This window comes from Actinoplanes sp. NPDC023936, assembly GCF_040639325.1.
Classification (GTDB): Bacteria; Actinomycetota; Actinomycetes; order Mycobacteriales; family Micromonosporaceae; genus Actinoplanes.
Map to the genome: position 1 here is coordinate 290,333 of NZ_JBEZZR010000003.1, position 25,263 is coordinate 315,595.

Consider the following 25,263-nt stretch of genomic DNA (forward strand, 5'->3'; position numbering starts at 1 on the left):
TTCTCACAGCTGAATGAGCTGAGCCCGGGACGCCCAGCCGACGCCGAGCTCGGCGGGCAGCTCACCGGTGGCGGCGACCTGCCGGACCAGCTCGTCGACGCCGGGCAGCACCGATCCGCCGCCCTCGGAATGCGGGACGAGCCATTTCGGTCCGATCTCGACCGGCGGCGCCGACCCCACGATCGCCGCGCCGACAGCGGTGAACGTCGCGGTCCGGCGCAGCGGCGCGAGCAGCGGCACCGCGGGGTCCGCCCGGTGGTCGAGCAGGTTCTCCAGGAGCCCGGTCCGCCCCGGGACCTCGCGGAACGCCTCCTCGCCGGGCAGCCGCAGCCGGTCGGTCGGGTACTCCAGGGCCGCGCCGCCGACCCGGATCTCGCCGGCCAGGAAGACCGCCGACGCGAGCGTCACGGCCACCGTGATCCGGCGGCCGTCCCCGGCGGTGACCCGCAGGAACGTGGTGTCGTCGGTCTCGATGTCCCGGGTGCGGTAGGCCTCCAGCTCCAGGTGGCGGGGCCGGAAGCCGGGGCCGGCGATGACCAGGGCCTGCATGAGCGCGTGGGCGAACGGGTTGACCAGGGCGCCGTCGAACACCGGGCGCCCGCCGACCGCCCGGCGCCCGGCCCAGGGCGTCCGCCGGTAGTAGGTGTCCGGCCGCCACCAGGCCCCGAACACGCCGATCGGACCGGCCGGCGCGGCGGCGACCAGCCGCGCCAGGGCCGCCGACCCGAGCGCCTGGAAGCCCACCTGGCAGAGCCGGCCGGACGCGGCGACCGCCGAGGCGAGCCGCCGGTGCTCGTCGAGGGACATCACCGGCGGCTTCTCCAGCAGCAGGTCCGCGCCGCCGTCGAGGGCGTCGAGGGCGATCGGCAGATGGGTGTGCGGTGGCGTGCAGATCACCACCACGTCCGGGCGGACCGCGGCGAGCAGCGCCGTGTGATCGGTGAAGAACGGCACGCCGTCCAGGGGCGCCGAGGGGTCCGGCGCGAACGGCTGCCTGTCGCAGAGGCCGGCCACCTCGATCCGGCCGGCGTCCCGGAGGCGGCTCAGCACCCGGCGGTGGGACAGGCCGTGCCCACCCGCGCCGATCAGGGCGACCCGTGGCGTCATCGCCCGGCCTCCCGGATCGTGGCCGCCGCGCCGTGCCGGTCCAGCTCGGCGTACCAGCGGACCACCTCGCGCCGGAGCACGTCGTCGCCGGCCAGGGCTGGCGGGAACACCTCGCCGAGACCGAACAGCGCGCTCGTCACACCGTTCGGGGTGTCCGGCACCGCGGCGAGCGCCTCGCGGATCCGGCCGGCGAGCGGGTCGTCCAGCCTCAGTGGCGCGCCGCTGTCGGCGTACCCTCGCGCGAAGCGCATCCACGCGGCCAGGAAGAGCCCCGCCCAGCAGGGATCATCGCCTCGATCGCGCAGATCCTGGATGGTGCCGAGCAGGCGGTGCGGCAGTTTCTGGCTGCCGTCCATGGCGACCTGGAGGTTGCGGTGGCCGAGTTCGCGGTTCGCGAACCGGGTCAGCACCGTCGCGCCGTACCCGGTGACCGTCACGCCGGCCGGCGGGGTGACGGTGCGCGCGACCTCCTCGGCGAGGAACCGGCGCAGCACCTCGCCCATGCCGGGCATGTCGAGCGAGTCGGCGATCAGCTCCTGCCCGGCGAGCGCCCCCAGATAGGCGAGCGCCGAGTGGACGGCGTTGAGCGCCCGCAGTTTGAGGGTCTCCCACGGGGTGACGTCGCTGGTCAGGATCGCGCCGGCGGCCGCCCAGTCGGGACGCCCGCCGGGGAACCGGTCCTCGATCACCCACTGGGTGAAGGGTTCCGCGACGACCGGGACGGCGTCCTCGGCGCCGAGCGCGAGCGCCGCCCGCCGCCGGTGATCCGCTGTCGTGGCCGGGACGATCCGGTCGACCATGGTGGCCGGGAACGCGACGTCGTCCGGCAGCTCCGCGCCGGCCAGCTCCAGGGCTCGCGCCACCACGGCACGGATCCGCGGGCCGTTGTTCTGCAGGTTGTCGCAGCAGAGCACGGTGAGCGGGCCGGCGCCGGCCGCGCGGCGGGCGAGCAGGCCGCGGGCGAGCAGCGCGGGCACCGACGCCGGCGGGGCGGCGCCGGTCAGCTGCGCCCGCACCTGATCGTCGCCGGCGAGCCGGTACGCCTTCTCGGTGACGGTGAGCGACACGATCCGGATGGCCGGGTCGGCGATCGCGGCGAGGACCCCGTAGGGATCACCGGCGGCGTGCCCGAGCCCGGACAGGATGCCGACCGCCCGTGCCTCGTCGGCCTCCCCGCCCACGGTGAGCACGCTGTAGAGCCGGTCCTGCTCGCGCAGCCGGTCCACGATCTCGCGGGAGCGCGGCGCGATCCCGACGATCCCCCAGTTCCCGCCGGACGCCGCGACCGCCGCCTCGGTGTAGACGGCCTGGTGTGCCCGGTGGAACGCGCCCAGTCCGAGGTGGACGATGCCGGGGCGGACCTCGCCCGGCCGGACGAGCGGGCGGGCGGCAGCGGGCAGTCCGGCGGCAGCGGCGAGGCCGAGCCGATAGGTCACCGCCATGCCGGGCCGTCCGGGAAGCGGAACTCGGCGATCGAGGCCGGTTTCATCTCGACGCTGTAGCCGGGCCGGGCCGGCAGCCGGTACCGGCCGTCCACCACTGTCACCGGGTCGGTGAAGTGCTCGTGCAGGTGGTCGACGTACTCGATCATGCGGCCGTCCAGGGAACGGCCGATCCGCAGGTAGTCGAAGATCGCCAGGTGCTGGACGTACTCGCAGAGGCCGACGCCGCCGGCGTGCGGGCAGACCGGCACGCCGAACTTCGCGGCGAGCAGCAGGATCGCGAGCACCTCGTTGACGCCGGCGACCCGGCAGGCGTCGACCTGGCAGACCCGGATCGCGCCGGCCTGCATCAGCTGCTTGAAGATCACCCGGTTGGCGGCCACCTCGCCGGTGGCGACCCGGACCGGCGCGACGGCCTGCGCGATGCGGGCGTGGCCCAGGACGTCGTCGGCGTGGGTGGGCTCCTCGATCCAGTACGGGTCGAACGCGGCGAGCCGGCCCATCGCGGCGATCGCCTGGTCGACGTCCCACACCTGGTTGGCGTCCATCATCAGCAGCGCGCCGGGCGGCAGTTCGCCGCGGATGATGCCGGCGCGCCGCACGTCGTCGTCGAGCGGGCCGCCGACCTTCATCTTCACGGCGCGCCAGCCGTCGGCGACGGCCTGCCGGGTCAGCGCGCGAACCTTGTCGTCGGGGTAGCCGAGCCAGCCGACACTCGTCGTGTAGGCGGGGAACCCCTCGTTCTCCAGCCGGGCGAGCCGGTCCCCGTACCCGATGGCGCCCTGCTCCAGGATCTCGCGCGCCTCGCCGGGGGTGATCGCGTCGCTGATGTGTCCGAAGTCGACGGAGTCGACGAGGTCGGCGGCGGGCAGCTCGGCGAGGTACCGCCACATCGGCTTGCCGGCCTGCCGGGCGCGGAGGTCCCAGAGCGCGTTGATCAGCGCGCCGGCCGCCATCGCGATGACGCCCTTCTCCGGGCCGAGCCAGCGCAGCTGGGGGTCCGCGGTGATCGACGTGACGGCGACCTCCTCGGGCTCCCGCCCGATCACATGGACCGCGAGGGCCCGGACCGCGGCGCAGGTGATCTCGTTGCCGCGGCCGTTGGTGAAGGTCAGGCCGGTGCCGGTGACGCCGCTGTCGGTGATCACCTCGACGTAGGTGGCGGAGTAGTCGCCCCGGTTGATCGCGTCGGAGCCGTCGCCGGCTTCGGCGGTCGGGAAGCGGACGTCGTGGACCGTGACGTCTTTGATCATGACCGGTCCAGGCGGAAGACCCGCTTCGGCAGGTGGTAGGCCAGGTCCGCGATCGTCTCGGCGGCCTCGTCGAGCGGCAGCCGGTCCTCGGCGACCAGGCGGGCCAGGAAACCGGCGTCGATCCGGCGGGCCACGTCGTGCCGGGCCGGGATCGAGCAGAACGCGCGGGTGTCGTCGGCGAACCCGGCCGTGTTGTAGAAACCGGCCGACTCGGTGACCGTCTCGCGGAACCGGCGCAGGCCCTCCGGGCTGTCCAGGAACCACCACGGCGCGCCGAGGTAGAGGGCCGGGTAACCGCCGGCGAGCGGGGCCAGCTCACGGGTGAACGTCGTCTCGTCCAGCGTGTAGAGCACGATCCGCAGGCGCGGGTCGTGGCCGTACGCGTCGAGCAGCGGCCGCAGCCCGTTGACGTAGTCGGTCGCGGACGGGATGTCCCCGCCGACGTCCCGGCCGTGCTTGCGGTGCAGCGCGACGTCGTGGTTGCGCACCGATCCCGGATGCAGCTGCATGACCAGGCCGTCGTCCAGCGACATCCGGGCGAACTCGATCAGCATGTGCGCGCGGAACGCCTCGGCGTCGCGGGCGTCCGCGCCACCGCCGAGCGCCTTGCGGTAGAGCACCGCGGCCTCGCCGTCGTCCAGCACCAGCGTGGCGGCGGTCGGGTGGCCGTGGTCGGAGCTCGTCGCGCCGGCCGCGATGAAGAGCTCGCGGCGGGCCCGCAGGGCGGTCAGGAAACCGGGGTACGTGCCGACGTCGGTCCCGGTGAGCTCGCCCAGCGCCGCGACCCGCTCCGGCCAGCCCGGCCACTCCGGGTCGACCAGGTTGTCCGGGCGGAACGTGGTGATCACCCGATCGCCCCAGCCGTCGGCGGCCAGCTTGGCGTGGGCGGTCAGCTCGTCGAGCGGGCTCTCGGTGGTGGCCAGGACTTCGATGTTGAAGCGGGTGAAGAGGGCGCGGGGGCGGTAGTCGGGGTGGCGCAGCTTGTCCGAGATCTCGTCATAGATGGCGTCGGCGGTGGTTCTCCCCAGGCGCTTCTCCACGCCGAAGACCTCGCGGAACACCTTCTCGGTCCACAGCCGCGACGGCGTGCCCCGGAACAGGTGCCAGTTCTCCGCCAGCAGCCGCCAGATCGCCCGGCCGTCGGTCTCCACCGCCGAGCCGTCGATGCTCGGGACGCCGAGCCGGCTCTGCGGGATGCCCTGGCTGGCGAGCATCCGGGTGACGTAGTGGTCGGGCACCACGAAGAGCCGGGCCGGGTCGGGGAACGGGGTGTCGTCGGCGAGCAGCGCGGGGTCGACGTGGCCGTGCGGGCTGATCAGCGGCAGGTCCTTGGCGTGCTGGTAGAGCTCGCCGGCGATCCGCCGCTGGGTGGGGTCGGAGGGAAAGAGATGGGTCAACGGATCTCCTCGATGTCCAGGACGTCCTTCACCGGAACGGCCGTGCCGGTCCTGATCGACTCGTTGGCGGCGAGGCCGGTGAGCAGGGCGCGGGCGCCGTCCCGCGCGGTCGCGCTCCGGCCGAGCGGATCTTCTGGTTGGTCCGGCCGGATCAGATCCGCCAGCATCCGGACGTCACCGCCGCCATGCCCGCCACGGGACAGCCCTTCGACGACGACCTCCCGCGGCGGCGCCCAGTACGGCCGCACCAGCAGCCGCTTGAAGCCCTTCTCCGCGGTGGACTCGGCGCCCGGCTCGCCCTTGACCGCGCCGGCCGCCGCGGGCGCGACGTGGTCGCTCTCCACCACCTCGAGCTCGAGCCGGCCCCGGCTGCCGTTGATCATCAGCCGATAGCCCTCCCACGGCGCGTACGCCGTCAGGTGGTAGCTCATCGACGCGCCTCCGGCGTAGCGGACCAGCACCGCCATATCGTCCTCGATGGATACCCCGGAAGCGAAGACGTTCTGGTCGCGGTGGTAGCCGTCGTGGTGCTCGGCGTCGAGGTAGAGCTCCTTGAGCCCCGGTTCGTCAGCCAATTTCAGGGCAAACGGGTCATCTGCCGCTTTATCCGATAAATGGGCGCGTTCATAGTCCCGCGCATAGCCGTGCCTCGCGCCCTGATCACCGTAGAAGAAGAGCCGCCCCGCGGCGAACACCTGCTCGGGCTCGTCGTCGAGCCACCAGTTGACCAGGTCGAAGTGGTGGCTGGCCTTGTGCACCAGCAGCCCGCCGGAGTTGGCCTTGTCCCGGTGCCAGCGCCGGAAGTAGTCGGCGCCGTGCCGCACGTCGAGCAGCCACTCGAAGTGGACCGAGCCGACCTCGCCGATCTCCCCGCTCCGCACGATCTTCTTGACCGCCTCGTGCAAGGGGTTGTAGCGATAGTTGAACGTGACGCGCACGTCGCGGTTCGTTCGGCGCTGCGCCGCGAGGATCCGCCGGCACCCCGCCGCGTCCACCGTCATCGGCTTCTCGGTGATGGCGTCGCAGCCCGCCTCCAGGGCCGCCACGACGTACTCGTCGTGGTAGCGGTCCACTGTGGTGACCAAGGCGACGTCCACCCGCTCCCGCTTCAGCATCTCGGTGAAGTCGGCCGCGTCGTAGACCGGCACGGGCGGCACGCCGAGTCGTTGCAGGCGGGCGTTGTGGACCGCGGCGCGGGCCGGGTTGGTGTCCGCCAGGGCCACCAGCTCGGCCACGTCGGCGTGGTCGGTGGCGAGCGCCCTGAGGAAGAGGCCGGCCCGGGCGCCGGCGCCCACGAGGGCGTAGCGCCGGCGGGGTGGTTGCGTCATTCCGTCGCCTCCAGCATCGGCAAACGTTTGCAGCAGGTTACCGGCCTCGTCTCGATGGAAGTCAATATGCTGTCGGTATTTGCCCGCTTTTATGCCGGTTGATTAACCGTGCCGCCACAAGATCGACATAGATAGGCGTTGACACCTCAGCAACCGTTTGCATTAATGGCTTCCACCGGAGAGATCCGGGTCACATTGAGGGAGGCATCGTGGCAGTCACGATCCGGGACGTGGCACGAGCGTCCGGAGTGCACATCTCCACGGTGTCGCGCACCTTCTCGGCACCGCATCTGGTCAACCCCGAGACCCGTTCCCGGGTGCTGGCCACCGCGGAGCAGCTCGGTTACCGTCCCAACCGGGCGGCCCGGGCACTGATCACCGGACGTACCCACAACATCGGCCTGATCGTGGCCGACATCGCCAACCCGTTCTTCCCGCCGCTGATCAAGGCGGCCGAGACACATGCCCGGCGGCGTGACTACCACGTCTTCGTCGCCGACACCGATGAGGACCCGATCGTCGAGGCCGACCTGGTCCAGGCCCTGGCGAAACAGGTCGACGGGATTCTGCTCTGCAGCCCCCGGATGACCGACGACCAGATCGAGCAGCTCCGGCGTGAGGTGCCCCTGGTCGTCATCAACCGCATGATCACCGGCTTGCCCGCGGTGGTCATGGACGTCGGGCAGGGCGCGCGGTCCGCCGTGCGTCACCTGCTCAGCCTGGGTCACCGCCACCTGGTCTACCTGTCCGGACCACGTGGCTCCTGGACCAACCGGGAGATCCGCAGGGCTGCCGGGGCAACCGCCCGGGCCGCCGGCGCGGAGCTCACGGTCCTCGGTCCGCACCAGCCGATCACGGCGGCCGGCGCCGCGGCAGCCGAGGCCGTCCTGGCCACCGGCGCCACCGCGGTGCTCGCCTACAACGACCTGATGGCGATCGGCCTGCTGCAAGCGCTGCACGATCGTGACGTCGCCGTGCCCGGACAGGTGAGTGTCGTCGGTATCGATGACATCGCGGCAAGCGAACTGGTCCGCCCCAAGCTCACCACGGTGGCGAATCCGACCGCTGCCGCCGGACGCGCCGCCGTCGACATGCTCCTGCAGCAGGGCGACGACGGCTCCACCGGACAGATCAACCTGCACACCGACCTTGTCATCCGCAACTCCACCGGTCCGGGTCCGTTCCTTCCGGCCGGTGCGACCACCGCTGAGGTCGCCGCATACGTCAAGGAGTGACGACAAGCCATGACCGCAACACACCCGCCCCGGCGCCGTTTCCTGCGTACCCTCGTCGCCGGCATGCTCGCCCTTCCCCTGGTCCTCGGCGCCTGTGGCGGTGACGACTCGGGCGGTGACGACGGCAAGGTGGAGCTGAGCTTCTTCTGGTGGGGAGGCGAGGCCCGGGCCGAGCTCACCGAGAAGGCGCTCGACCTCTACACCGCCAAGCACCCGGACGTCACCTTCAAGAAGACCTGGCAGGCCAACCAGGGCTACTTCGACAAGCTGGCCACGCTCACCGCCGGCGACGACGCGCCGGACATCTTCCAGATCGACGACAACTTCCTCGCCGAGTACGCGACCCGCAACGTCACGCTGGACCTCACCCCGTACCAGTCGGACGGGAAGCTGGACACCACGAAGTTCCCCGAGGGCCTGTGGAAGTACGGCGTCGTCGACGGCAAGCTGGCCGGCCTGGCGTTCGGCGAGAACACCCAGGGCCTGGTCTTCAACAAGTCCAAATTGGAGGCCGCCAAGCAGCCGCTGCCGACGACCGGGATGAGCTGGGAGGAGCACATCGCCTGGGCACAGAAGGCGGGCGCCGCGGCCAAGCTCCCCGGCACCCAGGACCCGAGCGCCGACTACAAGGCGTTCTGGGTGTGGCTGCGCCAGCAGGGCAAGGAGATGTACAACGGCAACGAGCTCGGCTTCACCGCGGCCGACGTGCAGGCCTGGTTCGAACTGTGGAAGGGCGCCCGGGACGGCAAGGCCACCCCGACCGCCGACGTGATCCACGAGGGCAACCAGACCGACATCACCAAGCAGCTGGTGGTCACGAACAAGGCGCTCACCTCCTGGGTGTGGGCGAACCAGATGCCCGAGCTGCAGAAGAACACGAAGGACGAGCTCGGCGTGGTCGCGTACCCCGGTGACAACAGCAAGCAGTGGCCGCGCGCCTCGATGTACTTCTCGGTCTTCCGCGGCACCGAGCACAAGGACATCGCGGTCGACGTGATCAACTTCCTGGCGAACGACCCGGAGGCCGGCAAGATCCTCGGCACCGACCGGGGCCTGCCGTCGAACCTCGACACCCGCGCCGCGGTCGCCGCCTCCACCGACAACCCGTCGATGAAGCAGACCATCGCGACCATCGACGAGCTGTCGAAGAGCTACGGCCCGTCGCCGACCGTCCCGCCGAAGGGCCACAGCACGGTCCGCTCCGAGCTGATCAAGGCAGCCGAGGAGGCCCAGTTCGGCCGCGCCACCCCGGCACAGGCCGCCGAGCAGTTCTTCGCCGCCAGCCAGGCCGCGATCAGCCGGTGAGTCCAGTGGCAGTCACCACGGCGCGTCCGTCACCGCCCGCGCCGCCCGCCGGTCCCGCCGCTTCCAAGCGGCGGGGCCGGCCCGCCCGGCACAAGTCGGACGGCGCGGCCGGCTACGTCTTCCTCTCCCCCTGGCTGCTCGGCTTCGCCGCGATCACGGCGATCCCGATGCTGATGTCGCTCTACCTCAGCTTCACCAACTACGACGTGCTCAGCGACTGGTCGTCGACCGAGTGGGTCGGGCTCGACAACTACCGCCAGATGTTCACCGAGGACCCCGCCTTCTGGCACGCGGTCCGGGTCACGCTCACGTTCGCGCTGGTCGCGACGCCGCTCAAACTGGCCGCCGCGCTCGGCGTCGCGCTGCTGCTGAACAAGGCGTTCCGCGCTGACGGCCTGTTCCGGGGCCTGTTCTACCTGCCGTCGCTGCTCGGCGGCAGCGTCGCCGTGGCGATCGTCTGGGTGAGCATGTTCAACCGCGACGGCGCGTTCAACTCGTTCCTCGCCTGGTTCGGGATCGAGGGCAAGGCCTGGGTGAACGACCCGGACTACGCGCTCGGCACGCTGATCCTGCTCGCCGTCTGGCAGTTCGGCGCCCCGATGGTGATCTTCCTGGCCGGCCTGAAGCAGGTGCCGCAGGAGCTCTACGAGGCGGCCTCGGTCGACGGCGCCGGCGCGGTGCGGCAGTTCTTCGCCGTCACCCTGCCGATCCTCTCCCCGGTGATCTTCTTCAACCTGGTCCTCGAGACGATCAACGGGTTCCAGGGCTTCACCTCGGCGTTCGTGCTCAGCAACGGCACCGGCGGCCCGGTCGACTCCACGCTGATGTACACGCTGCACCTCTACATCAAGGGCTTCACCGAGTACCAGATGGGCTACGCCTCCGCGATGGCCTGGGTCTTCCTGCTCTCGATCGGCCTGGTCACCGTGGTCATCTTCCGCACCGGCAAGTTCTGGGTGCACTACTCGGACGGGGACGACTGATGCGTCGCTCTGTGGTTCTGATCGTGCTCACCGCGATCGTCCTCTATCCCCTGGTCTGGATGCTCGGCAGCTCGTTCAAGTCGCCGCAGGAAGTCCTGAACAACATGTCGGTGTGGCCGGAGGTCTTCACCCCCGCCAACTTCACCGACGGGTGGGGGCACTTCGACGTGGCGTTCGGGCGGTTCTTCCTGAACAGCGCGATGGTCGCGGTGCTCACCGTGGTGGCGAACTGCGTCTCCTGCCTGCTCGCCGCGTACGCCTTCGCCCGCCTGCGCTTCCGCCTGCGCAACTTCTGGTTCGCCATCATGATCGGCACGCTGCTGCTCCCCGGCCACGTGCTGATCGTCCCCCAGTTCGTCATGTTCAAGACGTTCGGCTGGGTCGGCGGCGACTGGCCCTACGCCCCGCTGATCGTCCCGCAGCTGCTCGCCACCGAGGCGTTCTTCGTCTTCCTGATGGTCCAGTTCATGCGCGGGGTCCCGCGCGAGCTCGACGACGCCGCGAAGATCGACGGCTGCACCCCGTACGGGGTGTTCCGCCACGTGATCCTGCCGCTGTCCCGCCCGGCCCTGGTCTCCACCGCGATCTTCTCGTTCATCTGGACCTGGAACGACTTCTTCCGCCAGCTCGTGTACCTCTCCGACCTGGAGAAATACACCGCTCCGGTGGCGCTGACGCTGTTCATCGACTCCAGCGGCCAGTCCGCGGTCGGCCCGATGTTCGCGATGTCGGTGCTGTCGCTCGCGCCGGTCTTCCTCTTCTTCGTGGCCTTCCAGCGGATGCTCGTCGAGGGCATCAACACGACGGGCCTCAAGGGATGAACTGGCCGGTCGAGCACCATGTCGTCCCCCGCCCGGACTGGCGTGAACGTCTGGCGCTGGGCACCGACCTCGCTCTGATCGGCGTCGTCACCACGGTCTTCGCGCTGCCGGTCCTCACCGCCCCGGCAGCCCTGGCGGCGGGTTCTTCGGCGATCCGGCACCGTTACACCGAGGGCGGTCTCCCCCGGACCGCCCCGCTGCTCCGGCAGTTCCGGCACGGCCTGCTCCGAGGCGTGCCGGTGGTCCTGGCCACCGCGGCGCTCCTGCTCGACCTGATCGCCGTCGGCCGGGGCTGGGTCCCCGGAGGCCCGCCGCTGCTCACCGCCACGGCACTCGCCGTAGCCTGGCTGGGCGGCCTGGCCGGCCTCACCCTGGTGGCCCTGGGTCGCGACCCCGCGCTTCCCTGGCGCCACGCCGCCCGCTCCGCCTGGAACCGCCCGCGCGCCACCGCCGCCATCGCGGCCACCGGCGCCCTGGCGTTCTTCCTCGCCCTCACGATCCCGGCGACGATCCCCCTGCTGGTCGGCTTCCAGCTGTTCGCCGCCCACATCCTCAGCGACCGTCTCCCCTGACCCCGCCGTCCCCCACCGCCGTCCCGTCCCCGTTTCCCATCCGCCGTTCTCCATCCCCGCCCCCGGCTACCCCGTTCCCCGCCGCCGGCTCGTGGGCTACTGCCCGTTCCCCAGTCCTGTTCCCCGGGCTACCACGTTCCCCAGCCGCCGTTCCCGACCAGCCGCCGCGCGAGGCCGTTCCATCCCGGCCCCGCGCGGCGGCTTCCGCTTTCCCATCGGGTACGCGGCCCGGCAGTCCCCACCGCACCCCGAAGTCCCCGCCCCTTCCGGGCGACTGACGGCCACGGCCCGGCGCGACCCGCCGCCGGCCCCGGCGCGCCCCAGCCCCACCCCCCGGCCGTAGCCCAAACAGGCAAACCGCTCCCACAACCTGCACCAGCTACGGCTCACACCACCCAGCCGTCGCCCACGCAGGCAAAACGCCCCCACAACCTGCACCACCGACGGCTCGCACCGGCCAGCCGTCGCCCACACAGGCAAACACCCGTGATCACATGCCTGACCTACGGCTCGCTTCAACGGCCGCACCCGGACGGTGCAACAGCGGGGCGACCTCAGCCGCCTCTCCGGTGCTCGAAGATCAGATAGGTCTCGGTGCCGGCGACCAACCGGGTGCTGCTCAGCCGCTCGGTGATCACGTTGCGCAGGTCGTCGACGTCGGCGGCCGCCACGTGCAGCAGGAAGTCGTAGGAGCCGGAGACGAAGTAGACGTCGCGGACCGCGGGAATCCCGGCGAGCGACTCGGCGAACTTGCCGATCCCGTCGCGCGCGTCCGACCGGATCCGGACCGCGATCATCGCCTGGATGGGCCGGCCGATCCAGGCCGGGTCGACCTCGGCGTGGAAACCCCGGATCGCGCCGATCTCGCGCAGCCGGCGCACCCGGGTCAGACAGGTCGACGGGGCGATGCCCACCCGGTCGGCGAGAGCGTTGTTCGGCATCCGGCCGTCGGCCCGCAGCAGGCTCAGCAACTCCAGATCGATGTGATCCAGGCCTCGAACATCCTTCGGCAGATCGGTCATCGGAGCGGCTCGGCGCGCAGAATCTGCCCCGGGCACGTTTCAGACAGAATCATCTTCGCTCGTCTTGCCCGTTCCTTGCACATCGTTCCACCCTATCGCCACGTGGCGAAGCCACCTGACAGTGCGGTCGAAAGGACGTCCCCATGCGCATCGGTGTGCCGACAGAGGTCAAGAACCACGAGTACCGGGTGGCCGTCACCCCGGCCGGCGTGGTGGAGGCGGTGCGTCACGGCCACGAGGTGCTGGTGCAGGCCGGCGCGGGAGCCGGGTCCGCGATCACCGACGAGGACTACGTGGCGGCCGGCGCGCGGATCGCCCCCGACGCCGACGCCGTGTGGGACGCCGCCGACATGATCCTCAAGGTGAAGGAGCCGATCGCGGCGGAGTACCACCGGTTGCGCGCCGGGCAGGTCCTCTTCACCTACCTGCACCTCGCGGCCGACCCCGAGGGAACGAAAGCCCTGCTGAAGAGCGGGACGACGGCCATCGCGTACGAGACGGTGCAGCTCGCCGACCTATCGCTTCCGCTGCTCGCCCCGATGTCCGAGGTCGCCGGCCGGCTGGCGCCGCAGGTCGGCGCGTACAGCCTGATGCGCAACAGCGGCGGCCGCGGCGTGCTGCCCGGCGGGGTGCCCGGCGTCGCCCCGGCACAGGTCACCGTGATCGGCGGCGGCGTCTCCGGGGTGAACGCGGCGACCATCGCGCTCGGGCTCGGCGCCGACGTCACCGTCCTCGATCTCAGCATCCGGCGGCTGCGCCAGATCGACGCCCAGTTCGGCGGCCGGGTCAAGACGCTGGTCTCCAGCTCGTACGCGATCGAGCAGTCGGTCCTCGCCGCCGACCTGGTGATCGGCGCGGTGCTGGTGCCCGGCGCGAAGGCCCCGACGCTGGTCAGCAACGATCTGGTCAAGCGGATGAAGCCGGGCTCGGTGCTCGTCGACATCGCGATCGACCAGGGCGGCTGCTTCGAGGACTCGCGCCCGACGACGCACCAGGACCCGGTGTACAAGGTGCACGAGTCGGTCTTCTACTGCGTCGCCAACATGCCGGGCGCGGTGCCGAACACATCGACGTACGCGCTGACGAACGCGACACTGCCCTACGCGCTGCGGCTGGCCGACCTCGGGTGGCGTGAGGCGCTCCGGGCAGACCCGGCCCTCGCCGCGGGCTTGAACGTGCACGACGGCGTGCTGACCAACGACTCGGTCGGCGCCGCGCTCGGCCTGCCCACCGAGACGGTCGCCTCGATCCTGGCCTGATCCGGGCCGCACTCCGCGCCCTCCCGCCGCTCCCCCGGCCGGAGGGCGCACCCCTTTCCGGCGCGCAGCTCGGCCGGCGCTCGCAAAGGCAGCCGCTGCGCGGAGGCAGCCGGCTCCCGGAGGTCAGCCGCCGGCGGTGAGGGCGATCTGCTGGGCCTCGCTCGTCGCCGACGCGGGGCGGTCCTCGGCGCTGCGGGTCTCGACCAGGCCGACCAGGTCGTCCGGGCGCAGACGCGGCGGCAGGGCGCCGAACTTCGCCTTACGCTGGGCTTCGATCGCGGCCTCGTCCGGGCGGTTCAGCTCGTCCATGACCTCATTATGCGTCCGCCCGACGATTGATCAATGCCCCGCGGCCACGGGACTGAGAGGAAGAGGGCGCGACCACGCACGCAGGCCGCGCGGCGGGCTGCTCGCGGTCCGGACGCGCCAGCGGCCGGCGAGCACCGCCGCGCACCTCGGCGGGAGCGACGGTCCGCGCCGACCACCCCGATGCGACATCCTGATTTTGATCTTGATTCTGCCGCTTTTCTGTTAGGAAAGTTTGCTTTATATTTTTGTCACATCCATTCAATAGACGAGCGTCATTGGAGGAGTGACATGCGCAAGTTGCTCGCCCTGCTCGCGGTCGCCCTGGTCGGCGCCGCCGGATCGCTGCTGGCGGCGTCCCCGGCGGCGGCGCACGGGTACGTCTCCTCGCCGCCCAGCCGTCAGGCGCTCTGTGCGCGGGGCGTCATGGCGTGCGGGCAGATCAAGTACGAGCCGCAGAGTGTCGAAGGGCCGAAGAATCTGCGGACCTGCAACGCGAACGTGGCACAGTTCGCGGAGCTCAACGACGACAGCCGGGGCTGGCCGGCCACCAGCGTGGGCACCTCGCTGACGCTGACCTGGATCAACACGGCCCGGCACGCGACGGCGAACTGGGAGTACTACATCGGGAACACCCGGGTCGCGTCGTTCAGCGGCAACAACCAGCAGCCGCCCGCGACGCTGTCGCACACGGTGAACCTGAGCGGCTTCTCCGGGCGGCAGAAGCTGCTGGCGATCTGGAACATCTCGGACACCGCGAACGCGTTCTACTCGTGCATCGACGTCAACATCGGCGGAGGCGGCGGAGGCGGCGGGACCACACCTCCGCCGACCGGCAACTGCGGCGGTGTGGGCGCGTGGGCGAGCTCGACGGTGTACGTCGGCGGTGCCATGGCCACCCACAACAACCGCAAATGGCGCGCCCAGTGGTGGACCCAGAACGAAACCCCGGGAGTAGCGAGCGTCTGGGTCGACCAGGGCGCTTGCTGACGCCGTCATCCGACCCGATCTTGGCGAATCGCACGAAGGCGGTGTGCGAATCGCCAAGATCGGGAAGGGCGCGGGGCGGGACTAGAAGGCGGCCAGGACGGAGCCCTGGTACTTGTCCTCGATGAACTTCTTGACCTCGGCGGAGTGCAGCAGCTTCTCCAGCTTCACGATTCGCGCGTCGGCCTCGTCACCGGCGCGGACGACGACCAGGTTGGCGTAGGGGTTGTCCTCGCCGGTCTCCAGCGCGAGCGCGTCGGCGGCCGGCTTCAGGCCGGTCTCGATCGCGTAGTTGCCGTTGATCACGGAGATCGCGGTGTCCTCGAGGCTGCGCGGCAGCTGAGCCGCCTCCAGGGCCTTGAACTGCAGGTTCTTCGGGTTGGCCGTGATGTCCTTCTCGGTGGCCTTGACGCCGACGCCGTCCTTCAGCGTGATCAGGCCGTTCTTGGCGAGCAGGTTCAGGGCGCGGCCCGAGTTCGACGGGTCGTTCGGAACAGCGACGACGCCACCGTTCGGCACGTCGGCGATCGCCTTCACGGTCTTGGAGTAGACGCCGAGCGGCTCGATGTGCACCGGCTTGAGCGCGGTGAACTTGTAGCCCTTCGACGCGACCTCCTCCTCGAGGTACGGGATGTGCTGGAAGTAGTTGGCGCCGATCTGCTTCTCGCTCAGGGCGACGTTCGGCTGGATGTAGTCGTTGAACTCGACGATCTCCAGCTTGAGGCCCTCGGCGGCCGCCAGGTTGTCCGAGACGTACTTGAGGATCTCGCCGTGCGGAACCGGGCTGACGCCGACCTTGAGGGTGTCGCTCGCGGCGGCCTCGGAGTCATCGGACGAGCCGCAGGCGGCCAGGCCCAGGGCAAGGGAGGCGGCGGCGAGCACTGCGAGGGAGCGGCGGCGCATGTTCTATCGACCTTTCATCGGTGAGAGAGCCGGCGGACGAGGACGTCGCCCACCATCTGGACAAGCTGGACGAAGATCACCAGGGCCACCACCGTGGCGATCATGACTTGGGTCTCGAAGCGCTGGTAGCCGTACCGGATCGCCAGGTCGCCGAGACCGCCGCCGCCGACCGTGCCGGCCATCGCGGAGTACCCGATGATCGCGATCACGGTGATGGTCAGGCCGGCGATCAGGGCCGGCAGCGCCTCACGGAGCAGCACCTTGCCGACGATCTGGCGGCGGGTGGCGCCCATCGCGACGCTCGCCGCGACCACGTCGGCGGGCACCTCGCGCAGGGCGGCCTCGACGATCCGGGCGAAGAACGGGATGGCGCCGACGGTGAGCGGGACGATCGCCGCGTCGGTGCCGATCGTGGTGCCGACCACGGCCCGGGTGAACGGGATGATCGCGACCAGCAGGATGATGAACGGCAGCGACCGGCCGACGTTCACGATCAGGCCGAGGACCGCGTTGACCGGGGGCGCGGCGAGCAGGCCGCCCCGGTCGGTGAGCACCAGCAGGACGCCGACGAGCAGGCCGCCGATCGCGGTGAGCAGGGTGCTGACGCCGACCATCCAGGCGGTCTCCTGGAATCCCGTGCCGAGCAGTTCGAAGACCTCGGACCAGGTCATTTCGCGGCCCCTACCAGTGCACCGGACTTGCGCAGATAGTCGATCATCTCGTCGTTCTCGGTGCCGGGCAGCGCGATCCGCCAGCGGCCGGCACGGGTGGTGGCGAGGGTCTCCACGTGGCCGCCGAGGATCCGCACGTCGGTGTCGAAGCGGCGCGCCAGGTCGGCCAGCAGCGGCCGGTCCGCGTCCTCGCCGCTCACCGTCACGTCGACGACCGTCGCGCCCGGCAGCGACGCCGGCGCGTCGATCGGGAACAGGTCACGGGCCAGCTCGGAGTCGCCGCGCAGCAGGTCGGCGACCCGCCCGGATTCGACGAACCGGCCGTCGCGCATCACCGCGGCCGACGTGCAGATCCGCTTCACCACCGTCATCTCGTGGGTGATCAGCAGGATGGTCAGCCCGAGCCGGCGGTTCAGGTCCAGCAGCAGGCGCAGGATCGACTCGGTGGTCTCCGGGTCGAGCGCGGAGGTCGCCTCGTCGGAGAGCAGCACCTTGGGCCGGGCGGCGAGCGCGCGGGCGATGCCCACGCGCTGCTTCTGCCCGCCGGAGAGCTGAGCGGGGTACGCGTCCGCGCGCTCACCGAGCCCGACGAGCTCGAGCAGCTCCGCGACCCGGGCCGCCCGCTCCGCCCGTGGCGTGCCGGTGACCTCCAGGGCGAACGCGACGTTGCCCGCGACGGTCCGCGACGACAGCAGCGCGAAGTGCTGGTGGATCATCCCGATCCCGTGCCGGGCGACCCGCAGCCGCTTGCCGCTCAGCCGTGTCAGATCAACGCCGTCGACGGACACGGTGCCGGCGTCCGGCCGTTCCAGCATGTTGACGCAGCGCAGCAGCGTGCTCTTGCCGGCGCCACTGCGCCCGAGGACGCCGTAGACCTCACCCTCGCCGACGGTCAGGTCGACACCGTCGACGGCTGACACGGCACGCTTGCGTGAGCGGTACGTCTTGCGAAGACCGCTGATTTCTATCACGTAAAACACCCTGGTCAGCCGTTGTGACGAGCGTCGCAAAACCTACCCAATCGATGGGCTTTGCACCGTGGCCAAACATAGCGTTCAGGGTGCCGGGACGCCAATCGGGGTGATCACCCTCACCTTTGCCGGGCCTCGTGCACCAGGATCGCGACCTGCACCCGGTTGGCGCAGCGCAGCTTCTCCAGCAGCCGGGAGACGTACGCCTTCACGGTGGGGACGCTCATGTGCAGGTCACGGCCGATGTCGGCGTTCGACGCGCCGGTGGCGACGGCCTCGGCGACCTCGCGCTCGCGCGGGGTCAGCACCGCCAGCGGATCGGCGCCGCCGCGGGACGGGCCCCGGCCGACGGCGTGCTGGATCAGCCGCGGCACCACGGCGGGCGCGAGGATCGGCTCGCCCGCCGCCGCTTTCCGGACCGACTCCAGGATCTCGGTGGGCGCGATGTCCTTGAGCAGGAAACCGTTCGCACCGAGCCGCAGCGCGCCGAGCAGGTGCTCGTCGGTGTCGAACGTGGTCAGCACGACGATCGCCGGCTCCGGCCCGGCGCGGCGCAGCTCGGCGGTCGCGGCGAGGCCGTCCATCCGGGGCATCCGGATGTCCATCAGCACCACGTCCGGCCGCAGGCGCCGGGCCGCCTCGACCGCCTCGGCGCCGTCGCCGGCCTCGCCCACCACCCGCAGATCGGGCCCCGCGCCGAGCACCAGGGAGAGCCCGACGCGGACGAGCGGGTCGTCGTCGACGATCAGAACCCGGATCAGCTCGGCCACGGCAGCCAGGCTTCCAGATCGAAGACGTTGCCGAGCACCGGGTCGGCGCGGATGCCGTGCCGCAGCCGGCCACCGATCAGCTCGACGCGTTCGGTGAGGCCGAGCAGACCGGCGTGCGACCCGGGCACCCGGCTGGTGGCAGCGGTGACCGGGTTGGCGACCAGCACGTGCAGCTCGCCCTCGCCGGTGCGCTCCAGCAGCAACCGGACCGGGGAACCGGACGCGTGCTTGCCGGCGTTGGTGAGCCCCTCCTGGACCAGGCGATAGACCGTGCGGCCCAGCGACGGCGCCACGGGCGTGCCGTTCAGGTGGTTCTCCGCCCGCACGAGCACTCCCGCGTCCGTCGCCTCGGTGATCAGATCGCCGAGATGGCCCAGGTCCGGCTGAGGGCGCAGGTCGCCCTCGCTGTCGCCGGCCCGCAGCACGCCGAGGATCTCGCGCAGGTCCTCCAGCGCGTGGTGCGCGCTGTCCCGGATCGTCGCCGCCGCTTTCGCCACCTCGTCGCCGGTGAGGTCGGGGCGGATCTGGAGCGCGCCGGCGTGCAGGCTCACCATCGAGATCCGGTGGGCCAGCGCGTCGTGCATCTCGCGGGCGATCCGCTCACGCTCCAGCGCCCGCAGCCGCTCGGCGCGCAGCCGGGCGTGCGACTCGGCCTGGTCGGCGCGCTGCCGCAGCGACTCGATCAGATCGTGCCGGTAGCGCACCGCCACGGCGACGGCGATCGTCACCACGATGAAGCCGCCCGTGATCATGAGCTCGGCGAGGAGCGGTAGCTCCGGGTCCGGCCGGCGCCACGAGTACACCGCCGTGGTCACCAGGCTCAGCGCCACCATCACCGCGACCGCGCGGCCACGGCGCTGGACCACGAGCGTGTAGAGGAGGGCCACCCCCGTGTACGCCGCGGCGTCGGTGAACACGCCGACCGGCGCCAGAACGATCATCATGGCGACCGGATGGGTGCGGCGCCACCAGAGGGTGAGCGACGCCGTGCAGCCCACGACGACCGCGAAGAACGTCTGGTCGGCGGTGAGCCGGCCGGCCGACTCGGCCTCACCGGCCAGGACCAGCGCGCAGAAACACGAGATCAGGATCGCGGCGACGTCGAGCAGCCGGTCCCGCAGCCACGGTCTCTCCGGCTGCTGGTGCCGGTGCTGATCCGGCTGCTCCGGCCGCGTCACGATCGCACCAGCGGCCGCCAGAACTGCTGAGTGCCGTCGTCGCGCACGGTGTACCCCAGTTTCTCCACGATCGCGCGCAGCTCGGTGACCTCCTTGGCCGCCTTCTTCCGCAAGGCCATCGCGCGGGCCGACAGCACGGCGGCCACCTCGATCGGCAGCTCGGCGGAGTCCGGCGTCCAGCGGTGGTAGAGCTCGCCGAACGGATCCTCGTCGTGCCACGGGTAGCCGTGCCTGCGGAACGCGTCGCCCAGCCTGTCCCGGCTCGCGCCGGGCTCGCCGTGGAAGAGGTGCCGCGAGTCGCGGTCGAGCAGGATCAGCAGGTCGCGCTCCGGGTAAAGGGCGCCGATGTCGACCCGGGCGAACGTCCGCCGGTCGGCCGCGGTGCGCAGCTCGACCTCGTCGTCGGCGACCGTGACCCGGGTGACCCGGCGCAGGATCTCGGCGCTCGTCACCGCGCCGACGGCCATGAAGATGCCGGCCTGCACGGCCAGTTGCCAGCCACCGTGGACGCCGGCGACGGCCTTGACGACGAAGCCGAACGGCAGCGGGCCGCCGAGGCCCACCAGCCAGCGCGCGGCCGGCGGCAGGGCCAGCGCGAGGAGCAGGCCGAGCGCCGCCGGACCCAGCAGGATCAGCACCCGGTCGGTCCGGGAGAGGGCGAGAACTGTCGGTTCGCTGGTCACGGCAACGACGCTATGCCCGGCGGAAAACCGGAGCCAGACGACTTTGGTATATGACTTAGGACTCCGGGACGGCCAGGGCGATGGTCAGCGCCAGCACCCACTCCGGGTCCTTCAGCCGCTCGCCGTAGAGCTCGCGCAGCCGGGCCATCCGGTACCGGACCGTCTGCGGGTGCACGAAGAGATCCGCCGCCACGTCCTCCCGCCGGCCGTGGTGCAGCATCCAGCTGCGCAGCGTCTCGACCAGTTTCGCGCCGCTCGCGCCGCGCTCGCCGGCCAGCGGCGCGAGCGCCCGGGCCCGCAGGTCGGCGAGCGCGCTCGGATCGGCGGTCACCACCACGCTGGCCAGGTGATCCTCGGTGTCGACCACACCGCCGCCGCCCGGCCGGCACAGCTCGTGCACCCGGATCACCCGGTCCACCGAGCTCTTCGCCTCCATCCACGGGCGGGCCGGTCCGATCGTCGCGCTGTGCCCGGTCAGCAGCCGGAACAGCAGCGGACGGGAGGTGCCCTGCGGATCGGGGACCAGCAGCACGGTCATGCCGGGCAGCTCCGGCACGGCGTCGACGAGGTGCAGCGTCCGGGGGTCGAGCAGGTCGATCACCCAGCGCGCCGCGCGTTCCGGCAGGATGATCGCGGTGAGCGTCTGCGGCGGCGCCCACTCGGCCTGCTCGGCCGCCGCCTGCACGACGTGCGGCGGCTCCCCGGCGACCAGCATCTGGGCCAGCTCCTGCAGGTGCCTCAGCCGGATCCGGCCGGACGCGGCGAGCTCGTCGGCGTGCCCGGCCACGCTCGCCGCGGAGAGCTCGTCGATGTAGGCGAAGACCAGCTCGGCGAAGTCGGCGATGATCGCGGCCGGCTGCCCGGTGCCGACGCTGATCGCGGCCAGCTCCCGCCAGGACACCCGGGCGCCCACCCGGTACGCCGCGAGCAGGGCGTCCAGGCTGCGGCCGGAGCGCGCCTCACCCCGGCCCAGCGCGTACGCCCCGTCGAGCGCCGCCTGCAGCGGGGTGCCCGGATCCCCACCCGGACGGGACACCAGCTTGAAGAACGTCCCGAGCGCGGCCTGCACAGCCCGCTCGATCTTGTGCCCGAGCTCGCCGGCGAACGCCTCCGCGTACGCCGGGACCTCCATCGTGATGGCCGCGATGGTCTGCACCGCCACCTCGGGCAGCCCGTTCAGCAGCGGCGCGACGACCTCTTCGGGAAGGCGGTAGGACCGCACGTCGCGCAACGGCTCTTTCACACGAGTTCCTCTCGTTTACAGTCCGATCCTTGTCCCCGCCGAACAATTATGCGGCTCCGGATTCACTTCTCCTGGTCATGCTTTCGCCCGGATGAGGTAGCAAGCTTGGTCACGTGCCAGTAACTCAGACATTGCGCAACGGCGCGTGGCGTGTCGTCGAGCTGATCACCACTCCGGTGGTGCCGGCCGACTATCTCGACGTCATCGCGCCCCTCCGCAATCCCGACGTCCTGCGCGCCCGGATCGAGGCGGTTCGTCCCGAGACGGCGAAATCTGTCACGCTCGAACTGCGCCCCGGGCGCAATTGGCAGCCGCACCAGCCCGGACAGTACGTTCGCCTCGGCGTGGACGTCGACGGCGTCCGGCTGTGGCGGGCCTACTCGGTGAGCAGCGCGGCCGGCCGCGCCGACGGCCGGTTCACGGTCACCGTGAACGCGGTCGCCGACGGCGTCGTCAGCTCCTACCTGCTCAACCACGCCCGGCGCGGCATGCTGGTCAATCTGGACCTCCCGGCCGGCGACTTCGTGCTCCCGGCGCGACGGCCGGCCAAGTCGCTCTTCGTGACCGCGGGCAGCGGCATCACCCCGGTGATGGGGATGCTGCGCAGCGCGGCGCACGAGCTGCCCGACGCGGTGGTGGTGCACTCCGCGCGCACCCCGGAGGACGTGGTCTTCGGCGCCGAGCTGCGCGCCCTCGCCGACCAGGGCAAGATCCGCCTGATCGAGCGGCACACCCGCGCCGACGGCCGGCTCAAGGCGGCCGACCTGTCCGAGCTCGTCCCCGACCTGTTCGAGCGGGAGACCTGGGCCTGCGGACCGGGCGAGATGCTCGACGCCCTGGCCGAGCACTGGGCCGACGCGGGCGCCGAGGACCGCCTGCACGTCGAGCGGTTCCGCCCGACCGTGCTGGTCGCCGGCGACGGCGGCACCGTCGCCTTCGAGCGGTCCGGGATCTCGGCCGAGGCGCCCGCCGGCGTCACCATCCTGGACGCCGGCGAGGCCGCCGGTCAGCTCATGCCGTCCGGCTGCCGGATGGGCATCTGCTTCAAGTGCGTGCTGCCGATGCGCGAGGGCATCATCCGCGACGTGCGGGACGGCTCGGTCACCACCGTCACCGAGCTGGACGAACCCGTGTTGATTCAGACGTGCATATCGGCCTCCGCCGGGCCGTGCCGCCTGGACGCCTGATCAATCCCCCCAGAAAGACCCGAGAAAGAACTGAGGAACTCCGTGACTACTCTGCAGCGCAAGGACGTCAATCCGATCGCCCACCTCACTCCCGAGGACATCGAGGCGATCGGCCGTGAGCTGGACGCGATCCGCGACGAGTTCATCGCCAAGCGCGGCGAGAAGGACGCCAATTACATCCGCCGGATGATCAAGATCCAGCGGCGCCTCGAACTCGGCAGCCGCGCGGTCCTGCTCTTCTCGCTCTTCCCGCCGGCCTGGATCCTCGGCACCGCCGGCCTCTCCATCTCCAAGATCCTGGAGAACATGGAGATCGGCCACAACATCCTGCACGGCCAGTACGACTTCATGCGCGACCCGAAGATCCACTCGACCACCTGGGAGTGGGACTCGGCCTCCCCCGCCGAGCAGTGGAAGCACTCGCACAACGAGCTGCACCACAAGTACACCAACGTGATCGGCCGGGACAACGACCTCGGCTACGGCATCATGCGCGTCGACGAGCAGCAGAAGTGGGTGCCCGCGCACCTGGGCCAGCCGCTCTACAACTTCATCAACGCGATCTTCTTCGAGTACGGCATCGCCGCGTACGACCTGGAGCTCGGCCGCAACCTGAAGACCAAGAAGCGGCGCAGCAACCCGGCCTTCCGGGCCGCGCTCCGCCAGGTCGGCCGCAAGATCCGCAAGCAGGCGGCGAAGGACTACCTGGTCCACCCGCTGCTCTCGGTGCCGGTCGGCCTCGCCTTCGGCAACCCGCTCGGCGCGTTCCTCGGCACCCTGAGCGCGAACGCGGTGGCCAGCGTGGTTCGCAACCTGTGGAGCCACTCGGTCATCATGTGCGGCCACTTCCCGAACGGCGTCGAGACCTTCGAGCGCACCTCGATCACCGGCGAGACCCGCGGCGAGTGGTACCTGCGCCAGATGCTCGGCTCGGCCAACATCTCCGGCAGCAAGCTGATGCACATCATGACCGGCAACCTGTCGCACCAGATCGAGCACCACCTCTTCCCCGACCTGCCGGCCAGCCGTTACGCGGAGATCGCGCCGCGGGTGCGGGAGCTCTTCGACAAGTACGACCTGAACTACGTGTCCGGCCCGCTGGTCGTGCAGGTCGCGTCGGCCTGGTCCAAGGTCTTCCGCCTCGCGCTGCCGAACCGCAAGCCGGCCAACGACATCGACCACAGCATCCCGCCGCGCCCGGCGGAGACCGTCGCCGCCTGACCCGCGACCCGCTTGATGCCGCCCGCCGTCACACGGTGGGCGGCATCAACCGTTCGCAGGCCATCGTGGCTCACCGCCGACCATCGTGGCTCACCGCAGATAGTCGAGTTCGGCGAACTCCGCCCGGTAGCCGTCGATCAACCGCTCGGCGATCGGGGCCGAGTCCACCAGCGGATGCGCCGCCATCGCCCGCACCGCAGCCGCCCGCGAGCCGGACGCGGCCGCTTCCAGAACCCCGCGCTCGGCCGCTTTCACCGACCGGACCAGGCCCACCCCGTGCTCCGGCAGGGGCAAAACCTCATCGGGTACGGCACCGCGGGCGTCCACCGTGCACGGGACCTCGACCACCGCGTCGTCGTCGAGCACGCCCAGGGTGCCGCGGTTCCGCACGTTCAGGATCAGCCGGGCCGGCTCGTCGCGGGCCAGGGCGCGCATCACCGCCAGGGCGACGCCCTCGTAACCGGCCGGCCGGGACTCGTCGTGCTCCCGCTCCCCCGCGCCGGCCAGCTCCCGGTTCTCCGCCATGTAGGTGGCCTCGCGCTCCCGCCACGCCCCGAGCCAGGCGTCGAGCGGGTCGGCGGCCGAGGCCAGCGACGCGTAACACCGGTGCTGCTGCTCCAGCAGGAACTCGCCACGGGTCCGCGGCGCGTCCCGGACCGCGGCCAGCGTGCCCGCCGGGTCGTAGTAGTAGTGCAGGTACTCGTTCGGGATCGCGCCGAGCTCCCGCAGCCGGTCCGCCCCGAAGAGCCGGCCCTCCTCGATCGTCTCCAGCCGCCCGGGATCGGCGAGCAGGCCGGGCAGCAGATCGTCCGCGCCGTAGAGCCAGCCCAGGTGGTTGAGCCCGGCATAGTGGACCCGGGTGGTCGCCGGGTCGGCGCCGAGCACCCGCAGCACCCGGTCGGCCAGCCCGGACGGCGAGTCGCAGATGCCGATCACCCGGTCGCCGAGCTCGGCGGTCATCGCCTCGGTGACCAGCCCCGCCGGGTTCGTGAAGTTGATCGTCCAGGCGTCCGGGGCGAGCCGGGCGATCCGGGACGCGACGTGGTGCGCCACCGGGACGGTCCGCAGACCGTACGAGATGCCGCCGGCGCCGACCGTCTCCTGGCCGAGCACCCCGAGGCCGAGCGCCACCCGCTCGTCGACCACCCGGCCCCGCAGGCCGCCGACCCGGATCGCGCAGAACACGAACGCCGCCCCGGTCACCGCCTCGTCCAGGTCGGTGGTGGTGAGCAGCGCCGGGGCGTCCGGCACGTCGCGCGCCAGGGCCGTGAGCACCCGGCCGATCCCGTCGAGCCGGCCGGCGTCGACGTCGTGCAGCGCCACCTCGGTGATGCCGGTGCGCCGGTGGTCGGCGAGCAGGGCACGGTAGACCAGCGGCACGCGGAAACCGCCACCACCGAGAATCGTCAGTCGCATGCG

The 25,263-nt window shown here is 71.3% G+C and carries 24 protein-coding genes; 9 read left to right on the top strand and 15 right to left on the bottom strand.

What is annotated here, in order from left to right; all coding sequences use genetic code 11:
- Positions 1-3 precede the first annotated feature (3 nt).
- Genes AB0F72_RS05835 through AB0F72_RS05855 form a run of 5 tightly spaced genes read right to left on the bottom strand, consistent with a single transcriptional unit; the run spans position 4 to position 6,527 of the window.
- On the bottom strand, positions 4-1,107 hold the full coding sequence (locus AB0F72_RS05835; protein WP_360425752.1) for a Gfo/Idh/MocA family oxidoreductase: 1,104 nt from the start codon (positions 1,105-1,107) through the stop codon (positions 4-6).
- The gene (locus AB0F72_RS05840; protein WP_360425755.1) at positions 1,104-2,549 is read right to left on the bottom strand and encodes a mannitol dehydrogenase family protein; all 1,446 of its coding nucleotides are present in this window, start codon (positions 2,547-2,549) and stop codon (positions 1,104-1,106) included. Before AB0F72_RS05840 ends, AB0F72_RS05835 begins: the two co-directional genes overlap by 4 nt.
- Positions 2,540-3,802 carry an enolase C-terminal domain-like protein gene (locus AB0F72_RS05845; protein WP_360425758.1) on the bottom strand — a complete coding sequence of 421 codons (1,263 nt, stop codon included), beginning with the start codon at positions 3,800-3,802 and terminating at the stop codon, positions 2,540-2,542. Before AB0F72_RS05845 ends, AB0F72_RS05840 begins: the two co-directional genes overlap by 10 nt.
- Positions 3,799-5,199, bottom strand: coding sequence for a glucuronate isomerase (uxaC, locus tag AB0F72_RS05850; protein ID WP_360425761.1), 1,401 nt, complete (start codon positions 5,197-5,199; stop codon positions 3,799-3,801). Before uxaC ends, AB0F72_RS05845 begins: the two co-directional genes overlap by 4 nt.
- Positions 5,196-6,527, bottom strand: a complete 1,332-nt coding sequence (locus tag AB0F72_RS05855) for a Gfo/Idh/MocA family oxidoreductase (RefSeq protein WP_360425763.1) — start codon at positions 6,525-6,527, stop codon at positions 5,196-5,198. The genes uxaC and AB0F72_RS05855 overlap by 4 nt, the downstream gene beginning before the upstream one ends.
- 209 nt (positions 6,528-6,736) lie before the next feature.
- Between AB0F72_RS05855 and AB0F72_RS05860 the strand changes: the two genes are divergently transcribed.
- The 5 genes from AB0F72_RS05860 to AB0F72_RS05880 are packed head-to-tail and all read left to right on the top strand — an operon-like array spanning position 6,737 to position 11,443.
- A complete protein-coding gene (locus tag AB0F72_RS05860; RefSeq protein ID WP_360425766.1) occupies positions 6,737-7,762 on the top strand; it encodes a LacI family DNA-binding transcriptional regulator in 1,026 nt (341 codons plus the stop codon).
- Between the two features lie 9 nt (positions 7,763-7,771).
- Positions 7,772-9,067 (top strand): extracellular solute-binding protein, encoded by a 1,296-nt coding sequence (locus AB0F72_RS05865; protein ID WP_360425769.1) that lies wholly within the window; start codon positions 7,772-7,774, stop codon positions 9,065-9,067.
- A 5-nt stretch (positions 9,068-9,072) separates the two neighbouring features.
- Positions 9,073-10,050, top strand: coding sequence for a sugar ABC transporter permease (locus AB0F72_RS05870; RefSeq protein ID WP_360425772.1), 978 nt, complete (start codon positions 9,073-9,075; stop codon positions 10,048-10,050).
- Positions 10,050-10,871, top strand: a complete 822-nt coding sequence (locus AB0F72_RS05875; RefSeq protein WP_360425775.1) for a carbohydrate ABC transporter permease — start codon at positions 10,050-10,052, stop codon at positions 10,869-10,871. The genes AB0F72_RS05870 and AB0F72_RS05875 overlap by 1 nt, the downstream gene beginning before the upstream one ends.
- A complete protein-coding gene (locus tag AB0F72_RS05880) occupies positions 10,868-11,443 on the top strand; it encodes a hypothetical protein (protein ID WP_360425778.1) in 576 nt (191 codons plus the stop codon). The genes AB0F72_RS05875 and AB0F72_RS05880 overlap by 4 nt, the downstream gene beginning before the upstream one ends.
- Positions 11,444-11,997: 554 nt before the next feature.
- Here the strand turns inward: AB0F72_RS05880 and AB0F72_RS05885 are convergent.
- Entirely contained in the window at positions 11,998-12,465 is a 468-nt protein-coding gene (locus AB0F72_RS05885; RefSeq protein ID WP_360425781.1) for an Lrp/AsnC family transcriptional regulator, read from the bottom strand.
- Between the two features lie 143 nt (positions 12,466-12,608).
- Between AB0F72_RS05885 and ald the strand changes: the two genes are divergently transcribed.
- Positions 12,609-13,724 (top strand): alanine dehydrogenase, encoded by a 1,116-nt coding sequence (ald, locus tag AB0F72_RS05890; protein WP_360425784.1) that lies wholly within the window; start codon positions 12,609-12,611, stop codon positions 13,722-13,724.
- 123 nt (positions 13,725-13,847) lie between these two features.
- On the opposite strand, the gene AB0F72_RS05895 is transcribed toward ald, so the two are convergent.
- The gene (locus tag AB0F72_RS05895) at positions 13,848-14,033 is read right to left on the bottom strand and encodes a hypothetical protein (RefSeq protein WP_360425787.1); all 186 of its coding nucleotides are present in this window, start codon (positions 14,031-14,033) and stop codon (positions 13,848-13,850) included.
- A 288-nt stretch (positions 14,034-14,321) separates the two neighbouring features.
- On the opposite strand from AB0F72_RS05895, the gene AB0F72_RS05900 reads away from it, so the two are divergent.
- Complete coding sequence (locus AB0F72_RS05900; RefSeq protein WP_360425790.1) at positions 14,322-15,020, top strand: lytic polysaccharide monooxygenase; 699 nt, start codon at positions 14,322-14,324, stop codon at positions 15,018-15,020.
- Between the two features lie 81 nt (positions 15,021-15,101).
- Here AB0F72_RS05900 and AB0F72_RS05905 read toward each other — a convergent pair whose 3' ends face one another.
- The 7 genes from AB0F72_RS05905 to AB0F72_RS05935 form a co-directional block, all read right to left on the bottom strand.
- Positions 15,102-15,920: a MetQ/NlpA family ABC transporter substrate-binding protein gene (locus AB0F72_RS05905; RefSeq protein ID WP_360425793.1), complete on the bottom strand. Its 819-nt coding sequence runs from the start codon at positions 15,918-15,920 to the stop codon at positions 15,102-15,104.
- Between the two features lie 14 nt (positions 15,921-15,934).
- Positions 15,935-16,591, bottom strand: coding sequence for a methionine ABC transporter permease (locus AB0F72_RS05910; RefSeq protein WP_360425796.1), 657 nt, complete (start codon positions 16,589-16,591; stop codon positions 15,935-15,937).
- Complete coding sequence (locus AB0F72_RS05915) at positions 16,588-17,562, bottom strand: ATP-binding cassette domain-containing protein (protein WP_360425799.1); 975 nt, start codon at positions 17,560-17,562, stop codon at positions 16,588-16,590. The genes AB0F72_RS05910 and AB0F72_RS05915 overlap by 4 nt, the downstream gene beginning before the upstream one ends.
- A 119-nt stretch (positions 17,563-17,681) precedes the next feature.
- Positions 17,682-18,332: a response regulator transcription factor gene (locus AB0F72_RS05920; protein WP_360425802.1), complete on the bottom strand. Its 651-nt coding sequence runs from the start codon at positions 18,330-18,332 to the stop codon at positions 17,682-17,684.
- Complete coding sequence (locus AB0F72_RS05925) at positions 18,320-19,510, bottom strand: histidine kinase (RefSeq protein ID WP_360425805.1); 1,191 nt, start codon at positions 19,508-19,510, stop codon at positions 18,320-18,322. The genes AB0F72_RS05920 and AB0F72_RS05925 overlap by 13 nt, the downstream gene beginning before the upstream one ends.
- Complete coding sequence (locus tag AB0F72_RS05930) at positions 19,507-20,193, bottom strand: hypothetical protein (RefSeq protein WP_360425808.1); 687 nt, start codon at positions 20,191-20,193, stop codon at positions 19,507-19,509. The genes AB0F72_RS05925 and AB0F72_RS05930 overlap by 4 nt, the downstream gene beginning before the upstream one ends.
- A 55-nt stretch (positions 20,194-20,248) precedes the next feature.
- Positions 20,249-21,436, bottom strand: coding sequence for a helix-turn-helix domain-containing protein (locus tag AB0F72_RS05935; RefSeq protein ID WP_360425811.1), 1,188 nt, complete (start codon positions 21,434-21,436; stop codon positions 20,249-20,251).
- A 113-nt stretch (positions 21,437-21,549) separates the two neighbouring features.
- Between AB0F72_RS05935 and AB0F72_RS05940 the strand changes: the two genes are divergently transcribed.
- Both AB0F72_RS05940 and AB0F72_RS05945 read left to right on the top strand, forming a co-directional pair.
- Positions 21,550-22,623, top strand: coding sequence for a ferredoxin reductase (locus AB0F72_RS05940; protein ID WP_360425814.1), 1,074 nt, complete (start codon positions 21,550-21,552; stop codon positions 22,621-22,623).
- A gap of 42 nt (positions 22,624-22,665) precedes the next feature.
- Positions 22,666-23,844 carry an acyl-CoA desaturase gene (locus AB0F72_RS05945; RefSeq protein WP_360425816.1) on the top strand — a complete coding sequence of 393 codons (1,179 nt, stop codon included), beginning with the start codon at positions 22,666-22,668 and terminating at the stop codon, positions 23,842-23,844.
- Between the two features lie 90 nt (positions 23,845-23,934).
- Here AB0F72_RS05945 and AB0F72_RS05950 read toward each other — a convergent pair whose 3' ends face one another.
- Complete coding sequence (locus tag AB0F72_RS05950; RefSeq protein ID WP_360425819.1) at positions 23,935-25,260, bottom strand: 6-phospho-beta-glucosidase; 1,326 nt, start codon at positions 25,258-25,260, stop codon at positions 23,935-23,937.
- Positions 25,261-25,263: the final 3 nt, after the last annotated feature.

Bases quoted from the DNA above. Each gene is read 5' to 3' on its own strand.
- AB0F72_RS05835 (WP_360425752.1), bottom strand. From the start codon at position 1,107: ATGACGCCACGGGTCGCCCTGATCGGCGCGGGTGGGCACGGCCTGTCC.
- AB0F72_RS05840 (WP_360425755.1), bottom strand. From the start codon at position 2,549: ATGGCGGTGACCTATCGGCTCGGCCTCGCCGCTGCCGCCGGACTGCCC.
- AB0F72_RS05845 (WP_360425758.1), bottom strand. From the start codon at position 3,802: ATGATCAAAGACGTCACGGTCCACGACGTCCGCTTCCCGACCGCCGAA.
- AB0F72_RS05855 (WP_360425763.1), bottom strand. From the start codon at position 6,527: ATGACGCAACCACCCCGCCGGCGCTACGCCCTCGTGGGCGCCGGCGCC.
- AB0F72_RS05865 (WP_360425769.1), top strand. From the start codon at position 7,772: ATGACCGCAACACACCCGCCCCGGCGCCGTTTCCTGCGTACCCTCGTC.
- AB0F72_RS05875 (WP_360425775.1), top strand. From the start codon at position 10,050: ATGCGTCGCTCTGTGGTTCTGATCGTGCTCACCGCGATCGTCCTCTAT.
- AB0F72_RS05880 (WP_360425778.1), top strand. From the start codon at position 10,868: ATGAACTGGCCGGTCGAGCACCATGTCGTCCCCCGCCCGGACTGGCGT.
- AB0F72_RS05885 (WP_360425781.1), bottom strand. From the start codon at position 12,465: ATGACCGATCTGCCGAAGGATGTTCGAGGCCTGGATCACATCGATCTG.
- ald (WP_360425784.1), top strand. From the start codon at position 12,609: ATGCGCATCGGTGTGCCGACAGAGGTCAAGAACCACGAGTACCGGGTG.
- AB0F72_RS05895 (WP_360425787.1), bottom strand. From the start codon at position 14,033: ATGGACGAGCTGAACCGCCCGGACGAGGCCGCGATCGAAGCCCAGCGT.
- AB0F72_RS05900 (WP_360425790.1), top strand. From the start codon at position 14,322: ATGCGCAAGTTGCTCGCCCTGCTCGCGGTCGCCCTGGTCGGCGCCGCC.
- AB0F72_RS05905 (WP_360425793.1), bottom strand. From the start codon at position 15,920: ATGCGCCGCCGCTCCCTCGCAGTGCTCGCCGCCGCCTCCCTTGCCCTG.
- AB0F72_RS05910 (WP_360425796.1), bottom strand. From the start codon at position 16,591: ATGACCTGGTCCGAGGTCTTCGAACTGCTCGGCACGGGATTCCAGGAG.
- AB0F72_RS05950 (WP_360425819.1), bottom strand. From the start codon at position 25,260: ATGCGACTGACGATTCTCGGTGGTGGCGGTTTCCGCGTGCCGCTGGTC.